Consider the following 17,688-nt stretch of genomic DNA (forward strand, 5'->3'; position numbering starts at 1 on the left):
CCCCCCCCCCCCCCCCCCCCCCCCCCCCGGGGGGGGGGGGGGGGGGGGGGGGGGGGGCGGCGGGCGGGTGACGCTGCGGATGCGGCTCGCCACGGTGCGCGCGGACCCCCTAGGCTCTCGACATGATCATGCGTCGTACGCTCACCGCGCTGCTCGGCGGAACGGCCGTCATGCTGGCCTCCGCCGCTCCCGCTCTCGCATCGCCGAGCACGGACGCCCAGGGGTCCGGCCTGAAGGCCGACCTGGACGCCATCCTGGCCGACCAGCGGCTCAAGGGAGCCGCGATCGGGGTCCAGGTACGTGATGCCCGGACCGGGCAGGTGCGGTACGCCCGGAACCCCGGGACGCCGCTGCTGCCCGCGTCCAACATGAAGATCCACACCTCCGCCGCCGCGCTGGCGCTGCTGGGCCCGGACCACCGGTTCCGTACCGGCGTGTACGCGAAGAAGGCCGGAGCCACCGTCGCCGGCGACCTGTACCTGAAGGGCACCGGCGACACCACCATGCGGGCCGCCGAGTACGACCGGCTCGCCGCCGCCGTCGCCGCCAAGGGCGTCAAGCGGGTCACCGGCGACCTCGTCGCCGACGACACCTGGTTCGACGCCCAGCGCACCCCGCCGAGCTGGGACCCCACGGACCTCCAGTACGCCTACGCCGCCGAGATCTCCGCGCTGACGCTGGCGCCCGACGACGAGTTCAACGCCGGTTCGGTGAAGGTGGTCGTGAAGCCGGGCGCGGCAGGGAAGCCGGTCAAGGTGGCGCTGGACCCGCCGACCCGGACCGTGAAGATCGACAACCGGGCGGTCACCGGCGCGAACGGCAGCGACTCCACGCTCTCGGTCGAGCGGCCGGAGGGCGCCGGAACGATCGTGGTGAAGGGCTCGTACCCCGGCGACGGCGGGGCCGTGACGAACCTGCGCACCGTCGACGAGCCCGCGCTGTACGCGGCCGACGTCTTCCGCCAGGCGCTGCGCAGGCACGGCGTGAAGGTGGCCGGGACGACCCGGCGCGGCCGGACGCCGGGCGGCGCGGCGCCGGTCGCGTCCCGGGCCTCGATGCCGCTGTCGCAGCTGATGACGCCGTTCCTCAAGCTCAGCAACAACGTCATCGCCGAGACGCTGGTGAAGGCGATCGGCCGCGAGAAGGCCGGGTCGGGCAGCTGGAAGGCCGGGCTGCCGCTGGTCGAGCGGTACCTGGCCACGCAGGGGGTGCCGGCGGCGCGGCTGAAGATGGCCGACGGCTCGGGGCTGTCGCGGTCCAACCGGACGGCGCCGCAGGACATCCTGACGGTGCTGCGCAAGGCGCGGGCCAAGACGTGGTTCCCGGCCTGGTACCAGGCGCTGCCGATCGCCGGGTACCCCGACCGGATGAAGGGCGGCACGCTGTGGAGCCGCATGTCCGGAACGGCCGCCGCGGGCAACGTCCACGCCAAGACCGGCACGCTGACCGGCGTGACGGCCCTGTCCGGGTACGTGAAGGACGCCTCCGAGCGGCGGCTGGTCTTCTCGGTCGTGCTGAACGGCTACTCCGGCGGCGCGCCCAAGGACATCGAGGACAAGATCGCGATCCGGCTGGCGGGCGGTCCGGCGGCGGAGCGCGCCGCGACCGCGCGCCAGGCCCCGTCCGCCGGGGTGCGGCTGGAGTGCACCTGGACGCTGACCTGCTGATCCGCGGCGCGGTGTGACGGCGCGCCCGCCCGGATCCGCTCCGGGCGGGCGCGCCCCGCCCCGCCTACGCCTCGGCGCCCTCCGGAGCCTCGGCGTACGAGTCGAACCGCATCGTGAACGCCGCGCGGCCCGACGTGGCGCCGCGCAGGTCACCGGCGTACCCGAACATCCGCGCCAGCGGGACCGCCGCCTCGACCACCCTGGCGCCGCCGCGCTCGCCCATCGCGCGGATCCGGCCGCGGCGCGCGTTGAGGTCGCCGATGACCTCGCCCAGGTACTCCTCGGGGGTGGTGACCTCGACGGCCATCACCGGTTCGAGCAGCACGGGCGACGCCCGCCGGACGGCCTCCCGGAACGCCATCGTCCCGGCGGACTTGAAGGCCGTCTCGGACGAGTCGACGGGATGGAAGTCGCCGTCGAGCAGCGTCACGCGCACGCCGGTCAGCTCGTACCCGGCGAGCACGCCGGACCGCATCGCCTCCTGGCAGCCGGCGTCCACGGAGGGGATGAACTCCTTCGGGACGCGGCCGCCGGTGACCCGGTTGACGAACTCGTAGCCGTCCGCGATCGGCTCGACCGCGATCCGCACCCTGGCGTACTGGCCCTTGCCGCCCGACTGCTTCCGGTGCAGGAAGTCGGTCCGCGGCACCGGCCTCCGGATGGTCTCGCGGTACGCGACCCGGGGCCGGCCCACCGCGGCGGCGACGCCGAACTCCTCCTTCATCCGGTCGACGAGGACCTCCAGGTGGAGCTCGCCCATGCCGCCGAGGACGGTCTGGCCGGTCTCGGCGTCGGTGTCGACCTGGAAGGACGGGTCCTCCTCGGCCAGCCGCTGGACGGCCGCGGCCAGCCGCTCCCGGTCGCCGCGCGAGCGCGGCTCCACGGCGACGTGGACGACCGGGGCCGGGAAGTCCATCGACTCCAGGATCACCGGGTCGGTGCGGGAGCACAGCGTCTCGCCGGTCGTGGTCTGTTTGAGCCCCATGACCGCGACGATGTCGCCGGCGCCCGCCGCGGCGATCTCCTCCCGCCGGTTGGCGTGCACGCGGTACACCTTTCCGATGCGCTCCCTCCTTCCCTTGATCGGGTTCAGCACGGTGCCGCCCGCCTCCAGGCGGCCGGAGTAGACCCGGACGTAGGTGAGCCGGCCCAGGTGCGGATCGCTCATGATCTTGAACGTCAGCGCGGCGAGCGGCTCCCCGTCCGCCGGCCGGCGCACGACCGGCCCGCCGTCGGGCGCCTCGCCCTGGACGCCCGCGACGTCCAGCGGCGACGGCAGGTAGCGCACGATCGCGTCGAGCAGGGGCTGGACGCCCTTGTTCCTGAACGCGGTCCCGCACAGCACCGGCGCGAACCGGGTGCCGGACGGGGCGATCGTGAGCCGCCGGATCGCGGCGTGCAGCGCGTCCTCGCCGGGCTCGGCGCCCGCGAGGTACAGCTCCATGAACTCCTCGTCGTTCTCGGCGAGCGTGTCGATCAGGCGGCGGCGCCAGCGCGCGGCCGCCCCGGTATGGGCGGCCGGGATCGCGACGGCGGCGCAGGCGTCGCCCGGCTCGGCCGCGGCCGGCCAGACCAGCGCCCGCATCCCGACCAGGTCGATCACGCCGCCGAAGCCCGTCTCCGTCCCGTCCGCCGCGATGCCCAATGGCAGCTGGACGACCAGCGGGACGGCGCCGAGCCGGTCGGCGATCATGCCGACGCAGCGCTCGAAGTCCGCGCCGGGACGGTCGAGCTTGTTGACGAAGCAGACGCGCGGCACGCCGTACCGGTCGGCCTGCCGCCAGACGGTCTCGGACTGCGGCTCGACGCCGGCCACGCCGTCGAACACCGCCACCGCGCCGTCGAGCACCCGCAGGCAGCGCTCCACCTCGACGGTGAAGTCGACGTGCCCCGGGGTGTCGATGATCGTGATGGTGTGGTCCGTCCCGTCCAGCGGCCATCGGCAGGTGGTCGCGGCCGAGGTGATCGTGATGCCGCGGGCCCGTTCCTGCTTCATCCAGTCCATCGTGGCGGCGCCGTCGTGGACCTCGCCGATCCGGTACGAGACGCCGGTGTGGAAGAGGATCCGCTCGGTGGTGGTCGTCTTGCCCGCGTCGATGTGGGCCATGATCCCGATGTTGCGGACGTTCGCCAGGTTCCTGTGGGTGGTGGTGGTCATGGCGCCGTCCTCCTTCGCTGCTCGGTTGATCGGTTGACGACCGCCGGCGATCAGCGTGACGGTAACCGCGGTCACACCGCCGGCGCCAAGGGTTTTCGAGCCGGGACGACCGGGAAGGATTACGCATCGCACCCGGATCATGGCAAAGAGCTATTTACCGAATCCAGGCGAACGCACTGGGAAGGTTTCCGGACCATTCGCGTTAGAACGGTATGACGCACCAACGAAGGGAGGATCCAGACAATGACGAGCGCTTCTCTGGCCAACCCCCGGCGGACCAGGATCGACGCCTGGCCCCGGCCCCGCACGGAGACTCCCGACCCGCGCGCCGAGGCCGTCCGCGGCGGCGGATCCGCGCAGAGCGGCACGGCGGGCCGCACCTCCGGCGCCTGAGCCGGCACGAGCCGGCACCCGCCCGGGGGCCGAGCCGGAGCCTCGCATCGCGCCTGGCACGCGGAACGGAGCAGGCCGGACCCGTCAATGGGTCCGGCCTGATGACCTATATCTGACAGTTATGAGCAAATTCCTATCGCTTGGGGCGACTCGCCAGTAATGTTTGCGCTTTGAAAGGTGGGGAGCAGTGCGCAAACAGGTGGATCGCTCGATCGCCATCGGCACGATCGTGGCCGTGGCCGTCGTACCGTCTCTGCTGGTGCTGCTGCCGTGGCAGGAGTTCGACGCCGTCGGCGCGAACAGCGTCCCGACGCCCTCCACCACCGCCGACGGGCAGCTCGCCGCGCCCGCCTCGCGCTCCCCCAAGGGAACCCCCCAGCCGTCCCCGGCCGGCCGCGACACGCTCCCCCTGCCCGACATCGACGCGGGAGCGGGCGGCTCCGGCGGCTCCGGATCCGGCGGCCGCGCGGGCACCGGCCGCAACACGTTCAACGCGGCCGCCGACGACGGCGCGCGGATCACCGCCGTGCAGTGGCGCGGCAAGCGGCAGGTCGACATCAGCGTCGCGTCCCCGGCGCTCGGCTCCACCCAGAAGGTGCGCGTGCTGCTGCCCCGGGCGTGGAGCACCTCGGCGCCCCGCACCTGGCCGGTCGTGTTCGCGTTCCACGGCGGCGAGGACACCTACGTCTCCTGGACGCGCAGCACCGACATCGCCAAGGTCGCCGCGCGGTACGACGTGCTAGTGGCGCTGCCCGAGGGCGCCAACGGCTCGTACACCGACTGGTACAACGACGGCCGGGGCGGCATCCCCAAGTGGGAGACGTTCCACACCCAGGAGGTCCGGCAGCTCCTGGAGCGCAACTTCCGCGCCGGCTCCGCGCGGGCGGCCATCGGCCTGTCGTCGGGCGCGCAGGGCGCGCTCACGTACGCGGCGCGGCACCCGGGCATGTACCGGTACGCCGCCGCCTACAGCGGCGTGCTGTCGATGCTCTCCCCCGGCATCCCCTCGCTGCTCCTCTACATCAACTCGTCGAACGGGCAGGACGCGAGCAAGATCTGGGGCGACCCGAACCGCGACCGCGCCAACTGGGCCGCGCACGACCCGGCCAGCCTTGCGGCGCGGCTGCGCACCACCCGGGTGCACGTGTCGGCCGGCAACGGCAACCCGGGCCCGCTGGACAAGAACAAGGGCGCCCCCTGGGACATCCGCTACCTGAGCGAGTCCCAGGTCGAGCGCGCCTCGAAGGACTTCGCGGCGCGGGCGAAGGCCGCCGGCGTGCCGCTCACCACCAACTTCTACGGTCCGGGCTCGCACACCTGGGGCTACTGGAAGCGCGAGATGCACGCCACCTGGCCGACGATGATGAGCGCGATCGGCGCCCGCAAGTACTGAGGCCCGGACCGGTGAGGGACGGCGCTCAGCCCTCGGCCCGCGGGCGCGGCGCCTGCCCCGCCAAGCGCGGCACGGTCTCGTACCGCGGGGTGCGGCGCAGGCCGAGCGCCAGCATGATCCGGCCGACCCGCGGCCAGCGCTGCTCGATGGCGCGCGCGATCGCGTAGTAGAGGGCGATGACGAGCGCCACCGCCAGCGTGCTCGCCGCCGCGCCGGCGTCCTCGTCCAGGACGAGACCGGTCTCGGCGGCCAGCCAGGTCAGTCCGGCGCCGACGGCGACCGGGACCCAGGTACGGATGAGGCTCACGACATAGTCGTCCACGACGGCTCCCTGCCCCTGGCAGACTCCAGGCGAGTGTCCCGAACCCCACCATCTAGTCTAATCCGGTGACGCCCGAGCTGACCCTGCTGCCGAGGGTGGCGTTCCGGGGCCGGGAGATCGCCGGGCCGCGGCTGCGGAACCTGCTCGCGCTGCTGGCCGCCGACCTCCGTACCGGCGCCGGCTCCGCCCGGCTCGCCGAGGGCCTCTGGCCGGACGAGCGGCCCGCCAACCCCGCCAAGGCGCTCCAGGTGCTCGTCTCGCGCGCCCGCGCCCAGCTCGGCGCGGACGTCATCGCCGGCACGCCCGCCGGCTACCGGCTGGCGCTCGACGAGGGCCAGGTGGACGCGTCCGCCGTCCTGCTGCGCGCGGCCGAGAGCGCGCGGTGCTCGCGCGCCGGCGACCACGCGGGGGCGCTCACGCACGCCGAGGAGGGCCTCGCCCTCTGGGACGGGCCGCCCGAACCGGGCACCGAGGGCGCCGTGGATCCCGCGGGCGCAGGTCCCGGCGACCCGCTGGCCGCGCTGCGGCGGGAACGCGCCGCGACGTACCGCGTCCTGGTACGCGCCCGCGCGCTCGCCCTGGCCCGGCTGGGACGGTACGAGGAGGCCGCCGGCCCGCTCGCCGGCCTCGTCGCGGAACGGCCGCGGGACGAGGAGCTGCTGGCCGGGCTGCTGCGCTGCGAGGCGGCCACCGCGGGACCGGCCACGGCGCTGGCGCGCTACGACGCGTACCGCCGCGAACTGCGCGACGAGCTGGGCGCCGATCCCGGCGCCGCGCTCCGGGAGGTCTACGGGGAGCTGCTGCGCGCCGAGGAGCCGGCCGCCCGCTACGGGATCCCGCACGAGCCCAACCGGCTGCTCGGCCGCGACGCCGACCTGGCCGCCGTGCTGGCCCTGCTCCGCACGTCCCGGGTCGTCTCGATCACCGGGCCCGGCGGCCTGGGCAAGACGCGGCTCGCGCACGCGGCGGGCCGGGCGGCCGAGCAGCGGCTCGTCCACTTCGTCCCGCTGGCCGGCGTGGAACGCGACGAGGACGTCGTCCCCGAGATCGCCGCGGCGCTCGGCGCGGCCGACGCCGCGCTCCCCGCGGCCGGCCGGCCCGCCCGGCGCGCCGGTGTCCTGGCCGGGATCGTCGCGGCGCTCGGGCCGGGCCCGGCGCTGCTGGTGCTGGACAACTGCGAGCACGTCGTCGACGGCGCCGCCGAGGCGGCCGGGGCGCTGGTGGCGATGACCGCGGAGCTGCGGGTGCTCACCACCAGCCGGGCCCCGCTGGACCTGTCGTCGGAGTCGGTCTACCCGCTGCCGGAGCTGGACGCGCCGACGGCCGCCGAGCTGTTCCGCCAGCGGGCGCGGGCGGCGCGGCCCGGCGCCGAGCTGCCGCCGGACGCCGTCGCCGCGCTGTGCCGCCGGCTCGACGGGCTCCCGCTGGCGATCGAGCTGGCGGCGGCGCGGATCCGCGCGATGACCGTGCCGGAGATCGCGCGGCGGCTGGAGGACCGCTTCGCGCTGCTGCGCGGCGGCACCCGTGACGCCCCGGAACGGCACCGCACGCTGCGCGCCGTCGTCGACTGGAGCTGGAACCTGCTCGACGGCCGCGAGCAGGCCGCGCTGCGCGCGCTGTCGATCTTCCCGGGCGGGTTCACCGCGGCGGCGGCCGGGCACGTGGTGCCCGGCGGCGACGCGGCGGAGGTCCTGGAACGGCTGGTGGACCAGTCCCTGCTGGCGGTCGCCGACACCGGCGCGGGGCTCCGCTTCCGGATGCTGGAGACCGTGCGCGAGTTCAGCGCGGCCCGCCGGGAGGAGGCGGGCGCGACGGGCGCCGCGGCCGCCGGGTTCCTGGCGTGGGCGCGGGCTTTCACGGCCGACCAGGACGAGCCGCTGTTCGGGCGCGAGCCCGGCCCGGCCGTCGCGCGGCACCGGGCCGAGCAGGACAACCTCCTCCTGGCGCTGCGGCTGGGCCTGGACCGCCGCGACACCGCCTCCGTCGCGGCGGTGGCCGCCGCGCTCGGCACCCTGTGGATCATCGAGTCCAACTACGGCCGGCTCGCGGCGATGTGCGCGAAGATCACGGGACCGCTGACCCGGTTCCGGCCCGGGCCCGCGGAGCTGGAGTGCGTCCGGACGGCGCTGACGCTGTGCGTGCTGAGCACGTTCCTCGTCGAGGGGCCCCGCGCGGTGCGCGCGCTGGTCGCCCTGCGCCGGCTGCCGCCCGCCGTGCCGGACACCCTCACCAAGGCGCTGGCGACCGTGCTCGCCGTGTCACCCGAGTTGCGCGGCCCTGAGGATCCGGCGCTGCTCGGCATGTGCGAGAGCGAGCATCCGATGATGGCCGGGGCCGCCTGGGCGGTGACCAGCCACATCTGGGAGAACGCCGGGGAGCCGGAACGGGCGCTGGAGGCGGCCGAGCGGATGCTCGCCGAGTTCCAGCGCGGCGGCAACCCGCTGATGGAGGTGATGACCCGGTCCCGGCTGGGCGAGCTGTGCCTCCAGACCGAGCGGGGCGCGGAGGCCGAACGCCACGTGCTGGCCGCGCTGCCGACGCTGGAACGGCTCGGCGACCTGCCCGACGTGGCCTCGATCCGGTGGTCGATGGCGCTGGCCTCGCTCCAGCAGGGCAGGCTCGACGCGGCGGGCGACTGGCTGGAGCAGGCGCGGCGGAACGGCGCCGACGACACCTACGGCGCGGCGCCGTTCGCCATCGCCGTGCGGGCGGAGATCGCACTGTCCCGCGGCGAGACCGAGGAGGGCCTGGCCCTGTGGCGCACCGCGCTGCGGGTGGCGCCGGGCGGCGACGCGCTGCTGGCGGGCTTCGCCCCGGGGGACCCGTGGACGATGGAGGTCCGCGCCATCGCCGTGATCGCGCACGCGCACGCGGGCCGGCTGGACGCCGTCCGCGACTCGGCCGAGGCGCTGCCGCGGGACCTGGAGAGGCTGCTGGCCAGCCCGCTGATGTTCACCCCGACGCCCGCGTTCGCCGGGTTCCCGCTCTGCGGCGTGCTGCTGCTGGCGCTGGGGCTGGCCGACATCGCGCGCGGCGACCGCCGGGGCGGGGTGCGGCTGGTGGCGCTGGCCGAGCGCTTCCGGTACACCCGGACGATCCAGCCCACCACGGCGTCGTGGCGCGCCCGCGAGGCGGCCGGGAACGCCGACGGGCCGGCGTACGCCGGCGCGGTGTCGGAGTACGCCGGCCTGAGCCGGGAGGAGCTGCGGGACGCCGCGCTGGAGCTGCTGCGCGCCCGTCCCAAGGACGGCTAGGCCCTCAGCTCGCGCTTGAACAGGAGCTTGGACCACACGTAGCCGGCCACGCCGAGGGCCGCGCACCAGGCCAGCGAGATCGCCGCGTCGTTCCCGATCGGGGTGCCCATGAGCAGCCCCCGCAGCGTCTCGTTCATGGCGGTGAACGGCTGGTACTCGGCGAACCAGCGCACCCCGGCCGGCATCGAGTCCGGCGGGACGACCGCGCTGCCGAGGAACGGCAGGAACTGGATCAGCATCGGGGTGTTGCTCGCGGACTCGGGCGTCTTGCTGCTCAGCCCCATCCCGACCGCCACCCAGGTCAGCGCGAACGCCAGCACCGTGATCAGGGCGGCCACCGCGAGCCACTCGGCCGGACTCGCGTCCGGCCGGAAGCCCAGCAGGACCGCGGCCACCACCACCAGCGCGGTGCTGATCAGCGTCTGGATCATGCTGCCGACGACATGGCCGGTCAGCAGCGAGTTCCGGGCGATCGGCATCGTCCGGAACCGGGCCACGATCCCCTCGGTCATGTCCACGCAGACGGAGACCGACGTCACCATGCAGCCCGAGGCGACGCCCATCAGGATGATCCCGGGCGCGATGTAGTCGATGTAGTCGCCGCCGCCGACCCCGGTGCCCAGCGCGCCGCCGAAGACGCCGACGAACAGCAGCAGGAGGATGATCGGCGTCCCCATCGTGGCCAGCGACATGCCGGGGTAGCGCAGCGCGTGCCGCAGGTTGCGGCGGGTCATGGTGGCCGAGTCGGTCACGCCGTGGCCGAGCGCGCTCATCGGGCGGCCGCCTTTCCGCTGTCGTCCGGGGCGGTGCCCGTTCCGGCCGTCCCGGTCAGGGCGAGGAACACGTCGTCGAGGTCGGGGGTGTGCACGGACAGCTCGGCCGCCTCGGTGCCGGCCCGGTCGAGGACGTCCAGCAGCGTCCGCAGGGAGCGCGTGCCCGTGCCGGGGACCTGGAGGGTGAGGGCCTCGTCGTCGCGCCGTATCTCGTGCAGGGAGCGCTCCGCGCCGAGCGCCCGCGCCGCCGCCTCCAGCTCCGCCGGGCCGGCGAACCGCAGCAGGACGTGGCCGCCGGGGACGAGCCGCTTCAGCTCGGCGGCGGTGCCCTCGGCGACCAGCCGGCCGCCGTCCAGCACCGCGATCCGGTCGGCGAGCCGGTCGGCCTCCGCCAGGTACTGGGTGGTCAGGAAGATCGTCACACCGCCGGCCACCAGGTTCCGGATGATCTGCCACAGGCCGCGGCGGCTGCGCGGGTCGAGCCCGGTCGTCGGCTCGTCCAGGAAGATGATCTCCGGTTCGCCGACCAGCGTCATCGCCAGGTCGAGCCGGCGGCGCATGCCGCCGGAGTAGGTGGCCGCGGTCCCGCGGCCGGCCTCGGCCAGGTCGAACCGCTCCAGCAGGGCGGCCGCCCGGCGGCGGCCCTCGGCGCGGCCGAGATGGTGCAGGTCGGCCATGAGGATCAGGTTCTCCTCGCCGGTGAGCAGGCCGTCCACCGCCGAGTACTGGCCGGTCACGCCGATCGCGGCGCGGACCGCGTCGGGCTCCGCGGCCACGTCGTGGCCGGCCACCCGGGCGGTGCCGCCGCCGGCGGCGATCAGGGTGGAGAGGATCTTGACCATGGTCGTCTTGCCGGCGCCGTTGGGCCCGAGCAGCGCGAAGATCGAGCCGCGCGGGACGGCGAGGTCGATGCCGTCGAGCACCACCGTGCCGCCGTACGAGCGGCGGAGTCCGGCGGCCTCGATGGCGAGCGGTCGCGGGTTGGTCGTCATGGCACCGATCGTGCGAGAGACCGGTATTACCGCGGTTTCACGCCGGTTTCAGGCCGCCTACGCAATAGCGTGGCGAACACGGAATGGCCGCGCCGTTAATCTCTTATCGACGCGGTACGTCACTCGGGGGGGAAGGCTTGGGGGGTTCAGGGTGAGGCTGCGAACGGGCGGCCTGGACGGCAGGCTCCTGCTCCGGCTGCCGTACGGCGTGATGGGCGTCATCGCGGCGGCCGACTTCCTCGGCGGCCCCGGCGCGGGCTACCTGCCCCTGCTGTCGCTGGGGCCGGCGTTCGCCAGCCTCGCCGGCGGCGTGCGCCGCACCGCCTCGATCGGCCTGCTCTCCGTCACCCTCTGCGTGGCCCTCGCCGCGTACAACAACTCGCTCGGCGGCCGGGGCGCCTACCTGGCGCTGCTGTCGATCATCGGCGTCACCGCCGCCGCGATGCTGGCCTCCGAGCTGCGCGAGCGCAAGGAGCGCGAGCTGAGCGACATCCGCACCGTCGCCGAGGTGGCGCAGCGGGTGCTGCTGCGGCCGGTGCCGCGCCGGGTGGGGCCGATCCACGCGGCCGTCTCGTACACCTCGGCCTCGGCCCGCGCCCGCATCGGCGGCGACCTGTACGAGGTGGTCACCACCCCGGACGGGGTGCGGGTGCTCGTCGGCGACGTCCAGGGCAAGGGCCTGGACGCGGTCGAGACCGCCGCGGTCGTGCTCGGCGCGTTCCGCGAGGCCGCCTACGACGAGCCCGACCTGCCGGGCGTCGCGGTGCGGCTGGAGCGGGCGCTCAGCCGGCATCTGACCGGGGAGCAGTTCGTGACCGCCGTGCTCGCCGAGATCGGCCCGGGCGACAAGGCCGGGCTGCTGAACTGCGGGCACCCGCCGCCGCTGATGATCCGTTCGGACGGCCGGACCGAGCCCGCGGACCCGCCGGACGTCGCGCCGCCGCTGGGGCTGATGGACATGGCCACGGCGAAGGCGCCGCCGTTCGAGGTCGATTTCGGGCCCGGCGACCAGATGCTCCTCTACACCGACGGCGTGATCGAGGCCCGCGACGCCGCCGGGCGCTTCTACCCGCTCGCCGAGCGGTCCCACCTGCTGTCGACCGGCGTCGAGCCGCAGGAGGCGCTGGACCGGCTGCAGAACGACCTGGTCGAGCATGTCGGCGGCCCGATCAAGGACGACGCCGCGATGCTGCTGCTGCGGCACCGCTCGCGCTGACCGCTCCGGATACCGCAGAGAATTTCACGGGGAGAGGTCCATCCGTCACGTTCCGGTGAGAGAGTGTGCGCAGGGCCATTCCACCGCGACGAGGACGCGACAGGAGCACAAGTGAACGCTCTCCAGCCGAGCGGCCATCCCTGGGCGGCGGGGCCGGGCCACGGCGGCCCCACGGTCCTGCGCATCCTGCTCGGCGGCCAGCTGCGGCGGCTCCGCGAGGCCAAGGGGATCAGCCGGGAGGCCGCCGGGGACGCGATCCGCGCCTCCGGCTCCAAGATCAGCCGGCTGGAGCTGGGCCGGGTCGGCTTCAAGGAGCGCGACGTCGCCGACCTGCTCACGCTGTACGGCGTGCACGACCGGGAAGAGCGCGAGACGATGCTCGGCCTGGTCTTCCGCGCCAACGCCCCCGGCTGGTGGCACAACTTCGGCGACATCCTCCCCTCCTGGTTCGAGGTCTACATCGGCCTGGAGGAGGCCGCCTGCACGCTGCGGATCCACGAGACGCGGTTCGTCCCCGAGCTGCTCCAGACCGAGGAGTACGCGCGGGCGTCGATCGGGCTCGCGCATCCGGACGCGTCCGCCGTCGAGGTCGAGCGCCGGGTCACCCTGCTGATGCGCCGCCAGGAGATCCTCCGCAGGTCCGATCCCCCGCAGCTGTGGGCGGTGCTGGACGAGGCGGCGCTGCACCGCCCGGTCGGCGGCGACGGCGTCATGCGCGACCAGCTGCACGCGCTGATCGAGGCGGTGCGGTCGCCGGCGGTCACCGTGCAGATCGTCCCGGCCGGGCACGGCGCGGTCACGGCGCTCACCGGGCCGTTCTCGATGCTGCGGTTCGCCGAGGCGGCGCTGCCGGACATCGTCTACCTGGAGCAGCTGACCAGCGCACTCTACCTGGACAAGCCGGCCGACCTGGTCGTCTACAAGCGGTGCCTGGACCGGCTGTCGGTGAACGCCAGGCCGCCGACGGCCACGGCCGGCATCTGCGCGGACCTGCTCGCGGCCTGGTAGGAATCCGACCGGCGGTGCCGATCTCTTGCAGGTAATCGACGAACCGGGTCAGACTTAGGCGGATCGCCGAGGACACCGTCGGAAGGTGGGCCCCATGACCGGTAGTTCGCACGGCCCCGGCCCGGAGCCGGAGATCGAGATCGACACCACCGTGGCGCATCCGGCGCGGGTCTGGGACTACTGGCTGGGCGGCAAGGACAACTACCCGGCCGACCAGCAGGTGGGCGACCATCTCAACGAGACGATGCCCGAGGTCGTGATCTGGGCCCGCGCCGACCGGGAGTTCCTGGGCCGGGCCGTCCGGTACATGGTCGCCGAGGCGGGCCTGCGGCAGTTCCTCGACATCGGCACCGGGATCCCCACCGCCGACAACACGCACGAGGTGGCGCAGCGGCTGGCCCCCGAGAGCCGCGTCGTCTACGTCGACAACGACCCGATCGTGCTGGCGCACGCGCGGGCCCTGCTCAACAGCGCGCCCGGCGGCGCCACCGACTACATCGACGCCGACCTGCGCGACCCGGACGCGATCCTGCACGCCGCCGGCCGCACGCTCGACCTCTCGAAGCCGGTCGGCATCACGCTGCTGGGCATCCTGGAGTTCGTCCCCGGCGAGGAGGCGTACCGGATCGTCGGCCGGCTGATGGACGCGGTGCCGTCCGGCAGCCACCTGGTCATCGCCTGCCCCACCGGCGACGTCAACACCGAGGCGATGCGGCGGGTCATCCAGCAGTGGAACGACAGCGGCGCCACCCCGGCGGTCCTGCGCAGCGGCGCCGAACTGGCGCGGTTCTTCGACGGCCTGGAACTGCTGGATCCGGGCGTCGTCCCGCTCCCCCGATGGCGTCCCGACCGCAGCACCCTCTACGCCGACCGCGAGATCGGCTTCTTCTGCGCAGCCGGCCGCAAACCCTGAGCGTCCGTCAACCACAGTTGACACCTGAGGTGCGTCAACCTATGTTGACAATCATGAGACGCCTCCAGGTCCCGCTGCTGTGCGGCGCCGTCGCCGGCCCGCTGTTCACGCTCGCCTACCTCGCCGAGGGCGCCACCCGTACCGGCTACGACCCGACCCGGCATCCGGTCAGCTCGCTGGCGCTGGGCGAGTACGGCTGGACCCAGACCGCCAACTTCCTCGTGGCCGGGAGCCTGACCCTCGCGTTCGCCGCCGGGATGTGGCGCGCCCCGCGGCCGGCCGGCGGGCCGCTCTTCGGCCCGCTGCTCATCGGCGTCTGGGGCGCCGGCCTGATCGGGGCCGGGCTCTTCCGCTCGGACCCGGTGAGCGGCTATCCGCCGGGCACGCCCGACCACCTCCAGTACACGACCCTGGGGATCCTGCACGACGCGTTCTCGCTGGCCGGGTTCGCCGCGCTGATCGCGGCGTGCTTCGTCTTCACGCGGCGCTTCCTGCGCGCGGGCTCGCGCACCCGCGCCGCGCTCTCCGCGGCCGCCGGCGTCCTGTTCGTCGTCCTGCTCCAGCTCTCCAGCTCCGCGTTCTCCCAGAACGCGGACCTGGTCGACCACGGCGGCCTGCTGCAACGCGCCGCCGTCACGGTGGGGCTGGGCTGGATGACCTGGATCGCCCTGCATCTGCTCCGCGAAACCCGCCCGGACCGCTCATAAGATCCACGCAGGGAGGCCGGATGGCGATCTGGCGGTGGCGTACGGAGGCGTTGCTCCGCCTGTCCGCGCTCCAGGAACGGGGCGGCAGGCGATCCAGGATCGGGCCGCGCGCCTGGCTCGCCCTTCTGGGGGCGTCCCGGCGCGGCGGCCACGCCTGGGCCGGAATCGTCCGCCTGGCGACCGAGGACCGGTACGCCGCGCACCCCCTGCGCGGGGACGCCCGGCACCTCGTCGCGGTGGTGTGGGCGGACGAGCGCGATCCGGCGGTCCGCGCCGTCGTCCGCGAGCACGGCCTCATCGCGGAGCACGGCCGCGCGCGGTGGACGACCGCCGCCCTGCACGGCGTCCTGGCCGGGCACTGGAGCGACGGCGCCGAGAAGGAGATCGGGCGGCTGCTCGCCGACGACGACGAGGACGTCCGGGCGGGGGCCGCCCGCGCCTGCGCCGAGGCGGAGGAGCCGGTCCTCGGGTTCCTGTGGGGCGCGGTGCCCGGCATGCACGAGGGAAGGCGGGCCCTGGTCGGCGAGCTGCTGCGCAACCCGGCCGCGCTCGCCGGCGCGACCCTGGGATCCGCCTGGCGGGCCTGGCTGGACGAGCCGTCCGAGGACCTCTGGGAGTTCCTCCGCGCGCTCGGCCGCCCCGCGCCCCCGGACGGCGACGGGCGCCTCCACCGGATGAGCCGCCTCGCTCTGGGGACCGCCGCGCCGGCGGATCTCTGCGCGGCCGCGCTCGCGGACCGCACGCCCGAGCAGGTGCGGGCGCTCGTCCTCGCGGCCTGCGCCGAGCGCGGGCTGCTGCCGGACGGCCCGGCCGATCGCGCCGCGCTCCTCCTGCTGACCGGCCAGGACGTCCCGGACGGCACACCGCTGGCGGGCGCGTACTCCACCGCCTCGCCCCGGCTGCGCGCCCGGATGCGCGAGGCGGCCGCGCACGGCCCGGGCCTGGCGGCGGCCCTGATGCGGGGAACCGGCGCCGCCGCGATGAGCGCGGGCGAGCGCGCGTACCTGGCCGGCCGGCTCGCCGCCGAGCGCGCCTGGCCCGAGCTGTGGCGGCTGGCGCTGGACCTCCCGCCGGCCGAGGCGATCGCGGCGGTACGGCCGATCGACGGCTGGCGCCCTCGCGACGGCGACCTGCTCGACCGCATGCGGCGGTTCAGCCCGGAACGGGCCGCCGCGGCGCTGGCCGGGCTCGACGCGCACGGACCGCTCCACATCGACGTGGACGGCGAGATCGAGGAGTACGCCCTCTCGCACGACGGCACGCGCATGGCGGTGTCGGCCGTCGCCACCCGGGACCACCGGCCGGTCCACCACCTCACCGAGTTCGAGCTGCCCTCGGGACGCGCGCTCGCCCGGTACGAGACGACCGGCATCGAGCTCAACCGCTCCTGGTGCGATCTGGTGCACACCGGTGACTCGGTCGTCGCGGTGGTGGGGAACCCGTCCGGGAGCCTGGTGCGCTACACGGCGGGCGAGCGCGAGCTCCTCCACGATCCCGGCTTCTCCGGCCAGGTCGGCTGCGTCAGGCTCGGTCCCGGCGGCCTGGTGGCCGCCGGTTTCCGCGCGATCCACCTGTTCCCGCCGCCGTACGGCGGCACCCGGCACGAGATCGGCGCGGCGGAGCTGGGGCTGGAGAGCCTGTGGTCGTTCGCGATCGGGGTGGAGCCCGCGACCGGGCTGGTCGCCGCGCGGGACCTCGACATCGTCCTGCTGGACCCGGAGGCCGGCCGGGTCGTCGCCCGCGGCCGGGACCATGACGTCAGGGTGGGCGACTTCGCCTTCGCCTCCCCGGACCGGCTGGTCACCGCGGGCGCGGAGCACTCGGTGACGTCGTGGCGCCGGGCGGGGCGCGTCCTGGTGCCCGAGCGCACCGCGCGGAGGAGCCGCGTCACCCATCCGCTCACCGCGCTGCCGCCGCACGGCTGCGTCGCCCTCCCGCGAGGGGAGGAGTTCCTGGACGCGCGCACCCTGGAGCGCATCGCGCCGCCGTACGACACCGCGCATGCCCAGCACTTCCGGGCCACCCCGTCAGGGCGCCACGTCGCGATCGCGTTCGCGTCGTGGATCCAGGTGCACGGGCCGTACCGGAATCCGGCCGGCCGCCTGCTCGACCGGCCGATGGCCGCGGCCGCGCCGGCGGACCTGGAGGCGATCAGCGCGCTCATCGCCTCGGAGACCTGCACCGGCGACGCCGCCGAGCTCCTGCTGATCATGCGCCTCTGCCTGCTGGAGCGCTTCCGGGGGCGCTAGCCGGCGGCCAGGAGCTGGGCGCGGACGCCGGCGAAGAAGGCGACGAGGACGTCGATGCACTCCTCCAGGTCGGGGTAGCGGCCTTCGAGATGGCCGGTGGCCATGGTCTCGGTGAGCCCGTAGACGCCGTCGGCGACCATCTCCAGGCGCGCCCGCTCGGTGTCGGTGCCGCCGGGGAGGCCGGCCGCGACGAGGTCCTCGACCAGCTGGGCGCGGGTCGCGGCGGCGCGGCGGCGGGCCGCGTCGCCGAGCGGTGAGGCGCGGTCGTAGCGGGCGCGGACGCTCAGCCGGAAGAACTCCGGGTGGCCGCACATCATCTCCAGCGGGACGCGGAACGCCTCGCGGAGGCGCTCGGCGCTGTGCGGCGCGGCGCTGGAGCGGCGGCGCGCCTCCCGGACGACGGGGCCGGTGCGCCGGCCGGCCTCCTCGCCGAGGGCCTGGAGCAGGTCCTGCATGTTGCGGAAGTGCACGTAGAACGTGGACTGGGCGATGCCGGCGTTGCGGCAGACGTTGCCCGTGGACAGCCCGGCCTCGCCCTCGGTGTCGAGGATCCGCAGGGCGGAGGCGAGCAGCCGGCGTCTGGTCAGGTCCTTGGCCTCGCGCCGGCTCATCGTCACGTCTGGCATGGATCCCCCTGAAGAGG

14 protein-coding genes are annotated in these 17,688 nt (G+C 74.8%); 9 read left to right on the forward strand and 5 right to left on the reverse strand.

All coding sequences use genetic code 11. The annotated features are described in order from the left end of the window. The first annotated feature begins 122 nt into the window (after positions 1 to 122). On the forward strand, positions 123 to 1,667 hold the full coding sequence (gene dacB / locus ACA361_RS33780; RefSeq protein WP_375018863.1) for a D-alanyl-D-alanine carboxypeptidase/D-alanyl-D-alanine-endopeptidase: 1,545 nt from the start codon (positions 123 to 125) through the stop codon (positions 1,665 to 1,667). Between the two features lie 64 nt (positions 1,668 to 1,731). Here dacB and fusA read toward each other — a convergent pair whose 3' ends face one another. Beyond that, entirely contained in the window at positions 1,732 to 3,825 is a 2,094-nt protein-coding gene (fusA, locus tag ACA361_RS33785) for an elongation factor G (RefSeq protein WP_375018865.1), read from the reverse strand. A 243-nt stretch (positions 3,826 to 4,068) separates the two neighbouring features. Between fusA and ACA361_RS33790 the strand changes: the two genes are divergently transcribed. Continuing rightward, entirely contained in the window at positions 4,069 to 4,218 is a 150-nt protein-coding gene (locus tag ACA361_RS33790) for a hypothetical protein (protein WP_375018866.1), read from the forward strand. Positions 4,219 to 4,405: 187 nt separating this feature from the next. After that, positions 4,406 to 5,611, forward strand: a complete 1,206-nt coding sequence (locus ACA361_RS33795) for an alpha/beta hydrolase (protein ID WP_375018868.1) — start codon at positions 4,406 to 4,408, stop codon at positions 5,609 to 5,611. Positions 5,612 to 5,636: 25 nt separating this feature from the next. Here ACA361_RS33795 and ACA361_RS33800 read toward each other — a convergent pair whose 3' ends face one another. After that, complete coding sequence (locus ACA361_RS33800; RefSeq protein WP_375018870.1) at positions 5,637 to 5,933, reverse strand: hypothetical protein; 297 nt, start codon at positions 5,931 to 5,933, stop codon at positions 5,637 to 5,639. A 65-nt stretch (positions 5,934 to 5,998) separates the two neighbouring features. Here ACA361_RS33800 and ACA361_RS33805 point away from each other — a divergent pair, with 65 nt between their 5' ends. Beyond that, a complete protein-coding gene (locus ACA361_RS33805; protein ID WP_375018872.1) occupies positions 5,999 to 9,187 on the forward strand; it encodes a BTAD domain-containing putative transcriptional regulator in 3,189 nt (1,062 codons plus the stop codon). On the opposite strand, the gene ACA361_RS33810 is transcribed toward ACA361_RS33805, so the two are convergent. Together ACA361_RS33810 and ACA361_RS33815 are read right to left on the reverse strand one after the other, a co-directional pair. Further along, positions 9,184 to 9,960 (reverse strand): ABC transporter permease, encoded by a 777-nt coding sequence (locus ACA361_RS33810; protein ID WP_375018873.1) that lies wholly within the window; start codon positions 9,958 to 9,960, stop codon positions 9,184 to 9,186. The two genes, ACA361_RS33805 and ACA361_RS33810, sit on opposite strands and share 4 nt — an antisense overlap. After that, positions 9,957 to 10,952, reverse strand: a complete 996-nt coding sequence (locus ACA361_RS33815; protein ID WP_375018875.1) for an ATP-binding cassette domain-containing protein — start codon at positions 10,950 to 10,952, stop codon at positions 9,957 to 9,959. The genes ACA361_RS33810 and ACA361_RS33815 overlap by 4 nt, the downstream gene beginning before the upstream one ends. A gap of 151 nt (positions 10,953 to 11,103) precedes the next feature. On the opposite strand from ACA361_RS33815, the gene ACA361_RS33820 reads away from it, so the two are divergent. The 5 genes from ACA361_RS33820 (at position 11,104) to ACA361_RS33840 (ending at position 17,045) form a co-directional block, all read left to right on the forward strand. Continuing rightward, positions 11,104 to 12,168, forward strand: coding sequence for a PP2C family protein-serine/threonine phosphatase (locus ACA361_RS33820; protein ID WP_375018876.1), 1,065 nt, complete (start codon positions 11,104 to 11,106; stop codon positions 12,166 to 12,168). Between the two features lie 111 nt (positions 12,169 to 12,279). After that, positions 12,280 to 13,176 carry a helix-turn-helix domain-containing protein gene (locus ACA361_RS33825; protein ID WP_375018878.1) on the forward strand — a complete coding sequence of 299 codons (897 nt, stop codon included), beginning with the start codon at positions 12,280 to 12,282 and terminating at the stop codon, positions 13,174 to 13,176. Positions 13,177 to 13,270: 94 nt separating this feature from the next. Then, the gene (locus tag ACA361_RS33830; protein WP_375018880.1) at positions 13,271 to 14,089 is read left to right on the forward strand and encodes an SAM-dependent methyltransferase; all 819 of its coding nucleotides are present in this window, start codon (positions 13,271 to 13,273) and stop codon (positions 14,087 to 14,089) included. Between the two features lie 53 nt (positions 14,090 to 14,142). Then, on the forward strand, positions 14,143 to 14,796 hold the full coding sequence (locus ACA361_RS33835; protein WP_375018881.1) for a DUF998 domain-containing protein: 654 nt from the start codon (positions 14,143 to 14,145) through the stop codon (positions 14,794 to 14,796). A 20-nt stretch (positions 14,797 to 14,816) separates the two neighbouring features. Beyond that, positions 14,817 to 17,045, forward strand: a complete 2,229-nt coding sequence (locus ACA361_RS33840) for a hypothetical protein (protein ID WP_375018883.1) — start codon at positions 14,817 to 14,819, stop codon at positions 17,043 to 17,045. On the opposite strand, the gene ACA361_RS33845 is transcribed toward ACA361_RS33840, so the two are convergent. After that, the gene (locus ACA361_RS33845) at positions 17,042 to 17,671 is read right to left on the reverse strand and encodes a TetR/AcrR family transcriptional regulator (protein ID WP_375018885.1); all 630 of its coding nucleotides are present in this window, start codon (positions 17,669 to 17,671) and stop codon (positions 17,042 to 17,044) included. The two genes, ACA361_RS33840 and ACA361_RS33845, sit on opposite strands and share 4 nt — an antisense overlap. Positions 17,672 to 17,688 lie beyond the last annotated feature (17 nt).

The organism is Actinomadura sp. 21ATH (assembly GCF_041951345.1).
Classification (GTDB): Bacteria; Actinomycetota; Actinomycetes; order Streptosporangiales; family Streptosporangiaceae; genus Spirillospora.

Coding starts and splice junctions, on each gene's coding strand:
- dacB (WP_375018863.1), top strand. CDS start 123: ATGATCATGCGTCGTACGCTCACCGCGCTGCTCGGCGGAACGGCCGTC.
- fusA (WP_375018865.1), bottom strand. CDS start 3,825: ATGACCACCACCACCCACAGGAACCTGGCGAACGTCCGCAACATCGGG.
- ACA361_RS33790 (WP_375018866.1), top strand. CDS start 4,069: ATGACGAGCGCTTCTCTGGCCAACCCCCGGCGGACCAGGATCGACGCC.
- ACA361_RS33810 (WP_375018873.1), bottom strand. CDS start 9,960: ATGAGCGCGCTCGGCCACGGCGTGACCGACTCGGCCACCATGACCCGC.
- ACA361_RS33815 (WP_375018875.1), bottom strand. CDS start 10,952: ATGACGACCAACCCGCGACCGCTCGCCATCGAGGCCGCCGGACTCCGC.
- ACA361_RS33830 (WP_375018880.1), top strand. CDS start 13,271: ATGACCGGTAGTTCGCACGGCCCCGGCCCGGAGCCGGAGATCGAGATC.
- ACA361_RS33835 (WP_375018881.1), top strand. CDS start 14,143: ATGAGACGCCTCCAGGTCCCGCTGCTGTGCGGCGCCGTCGCCGGCCCG.
- ACA361_RS33840 (WP_375018883.1), top strand. CDS start 14,817: ATGGCGATCTGGCGGTGGCGTACGGAGGCGTTGCTCCGCCTGTCCGCG.
- ACA361_RS33845 (WP_375018885.1), bottom strand. CDS start 17,671: ATGCCAGACGTGACGATGAGCCGGCGCGAGGCCAAGGACCTGACCAGA.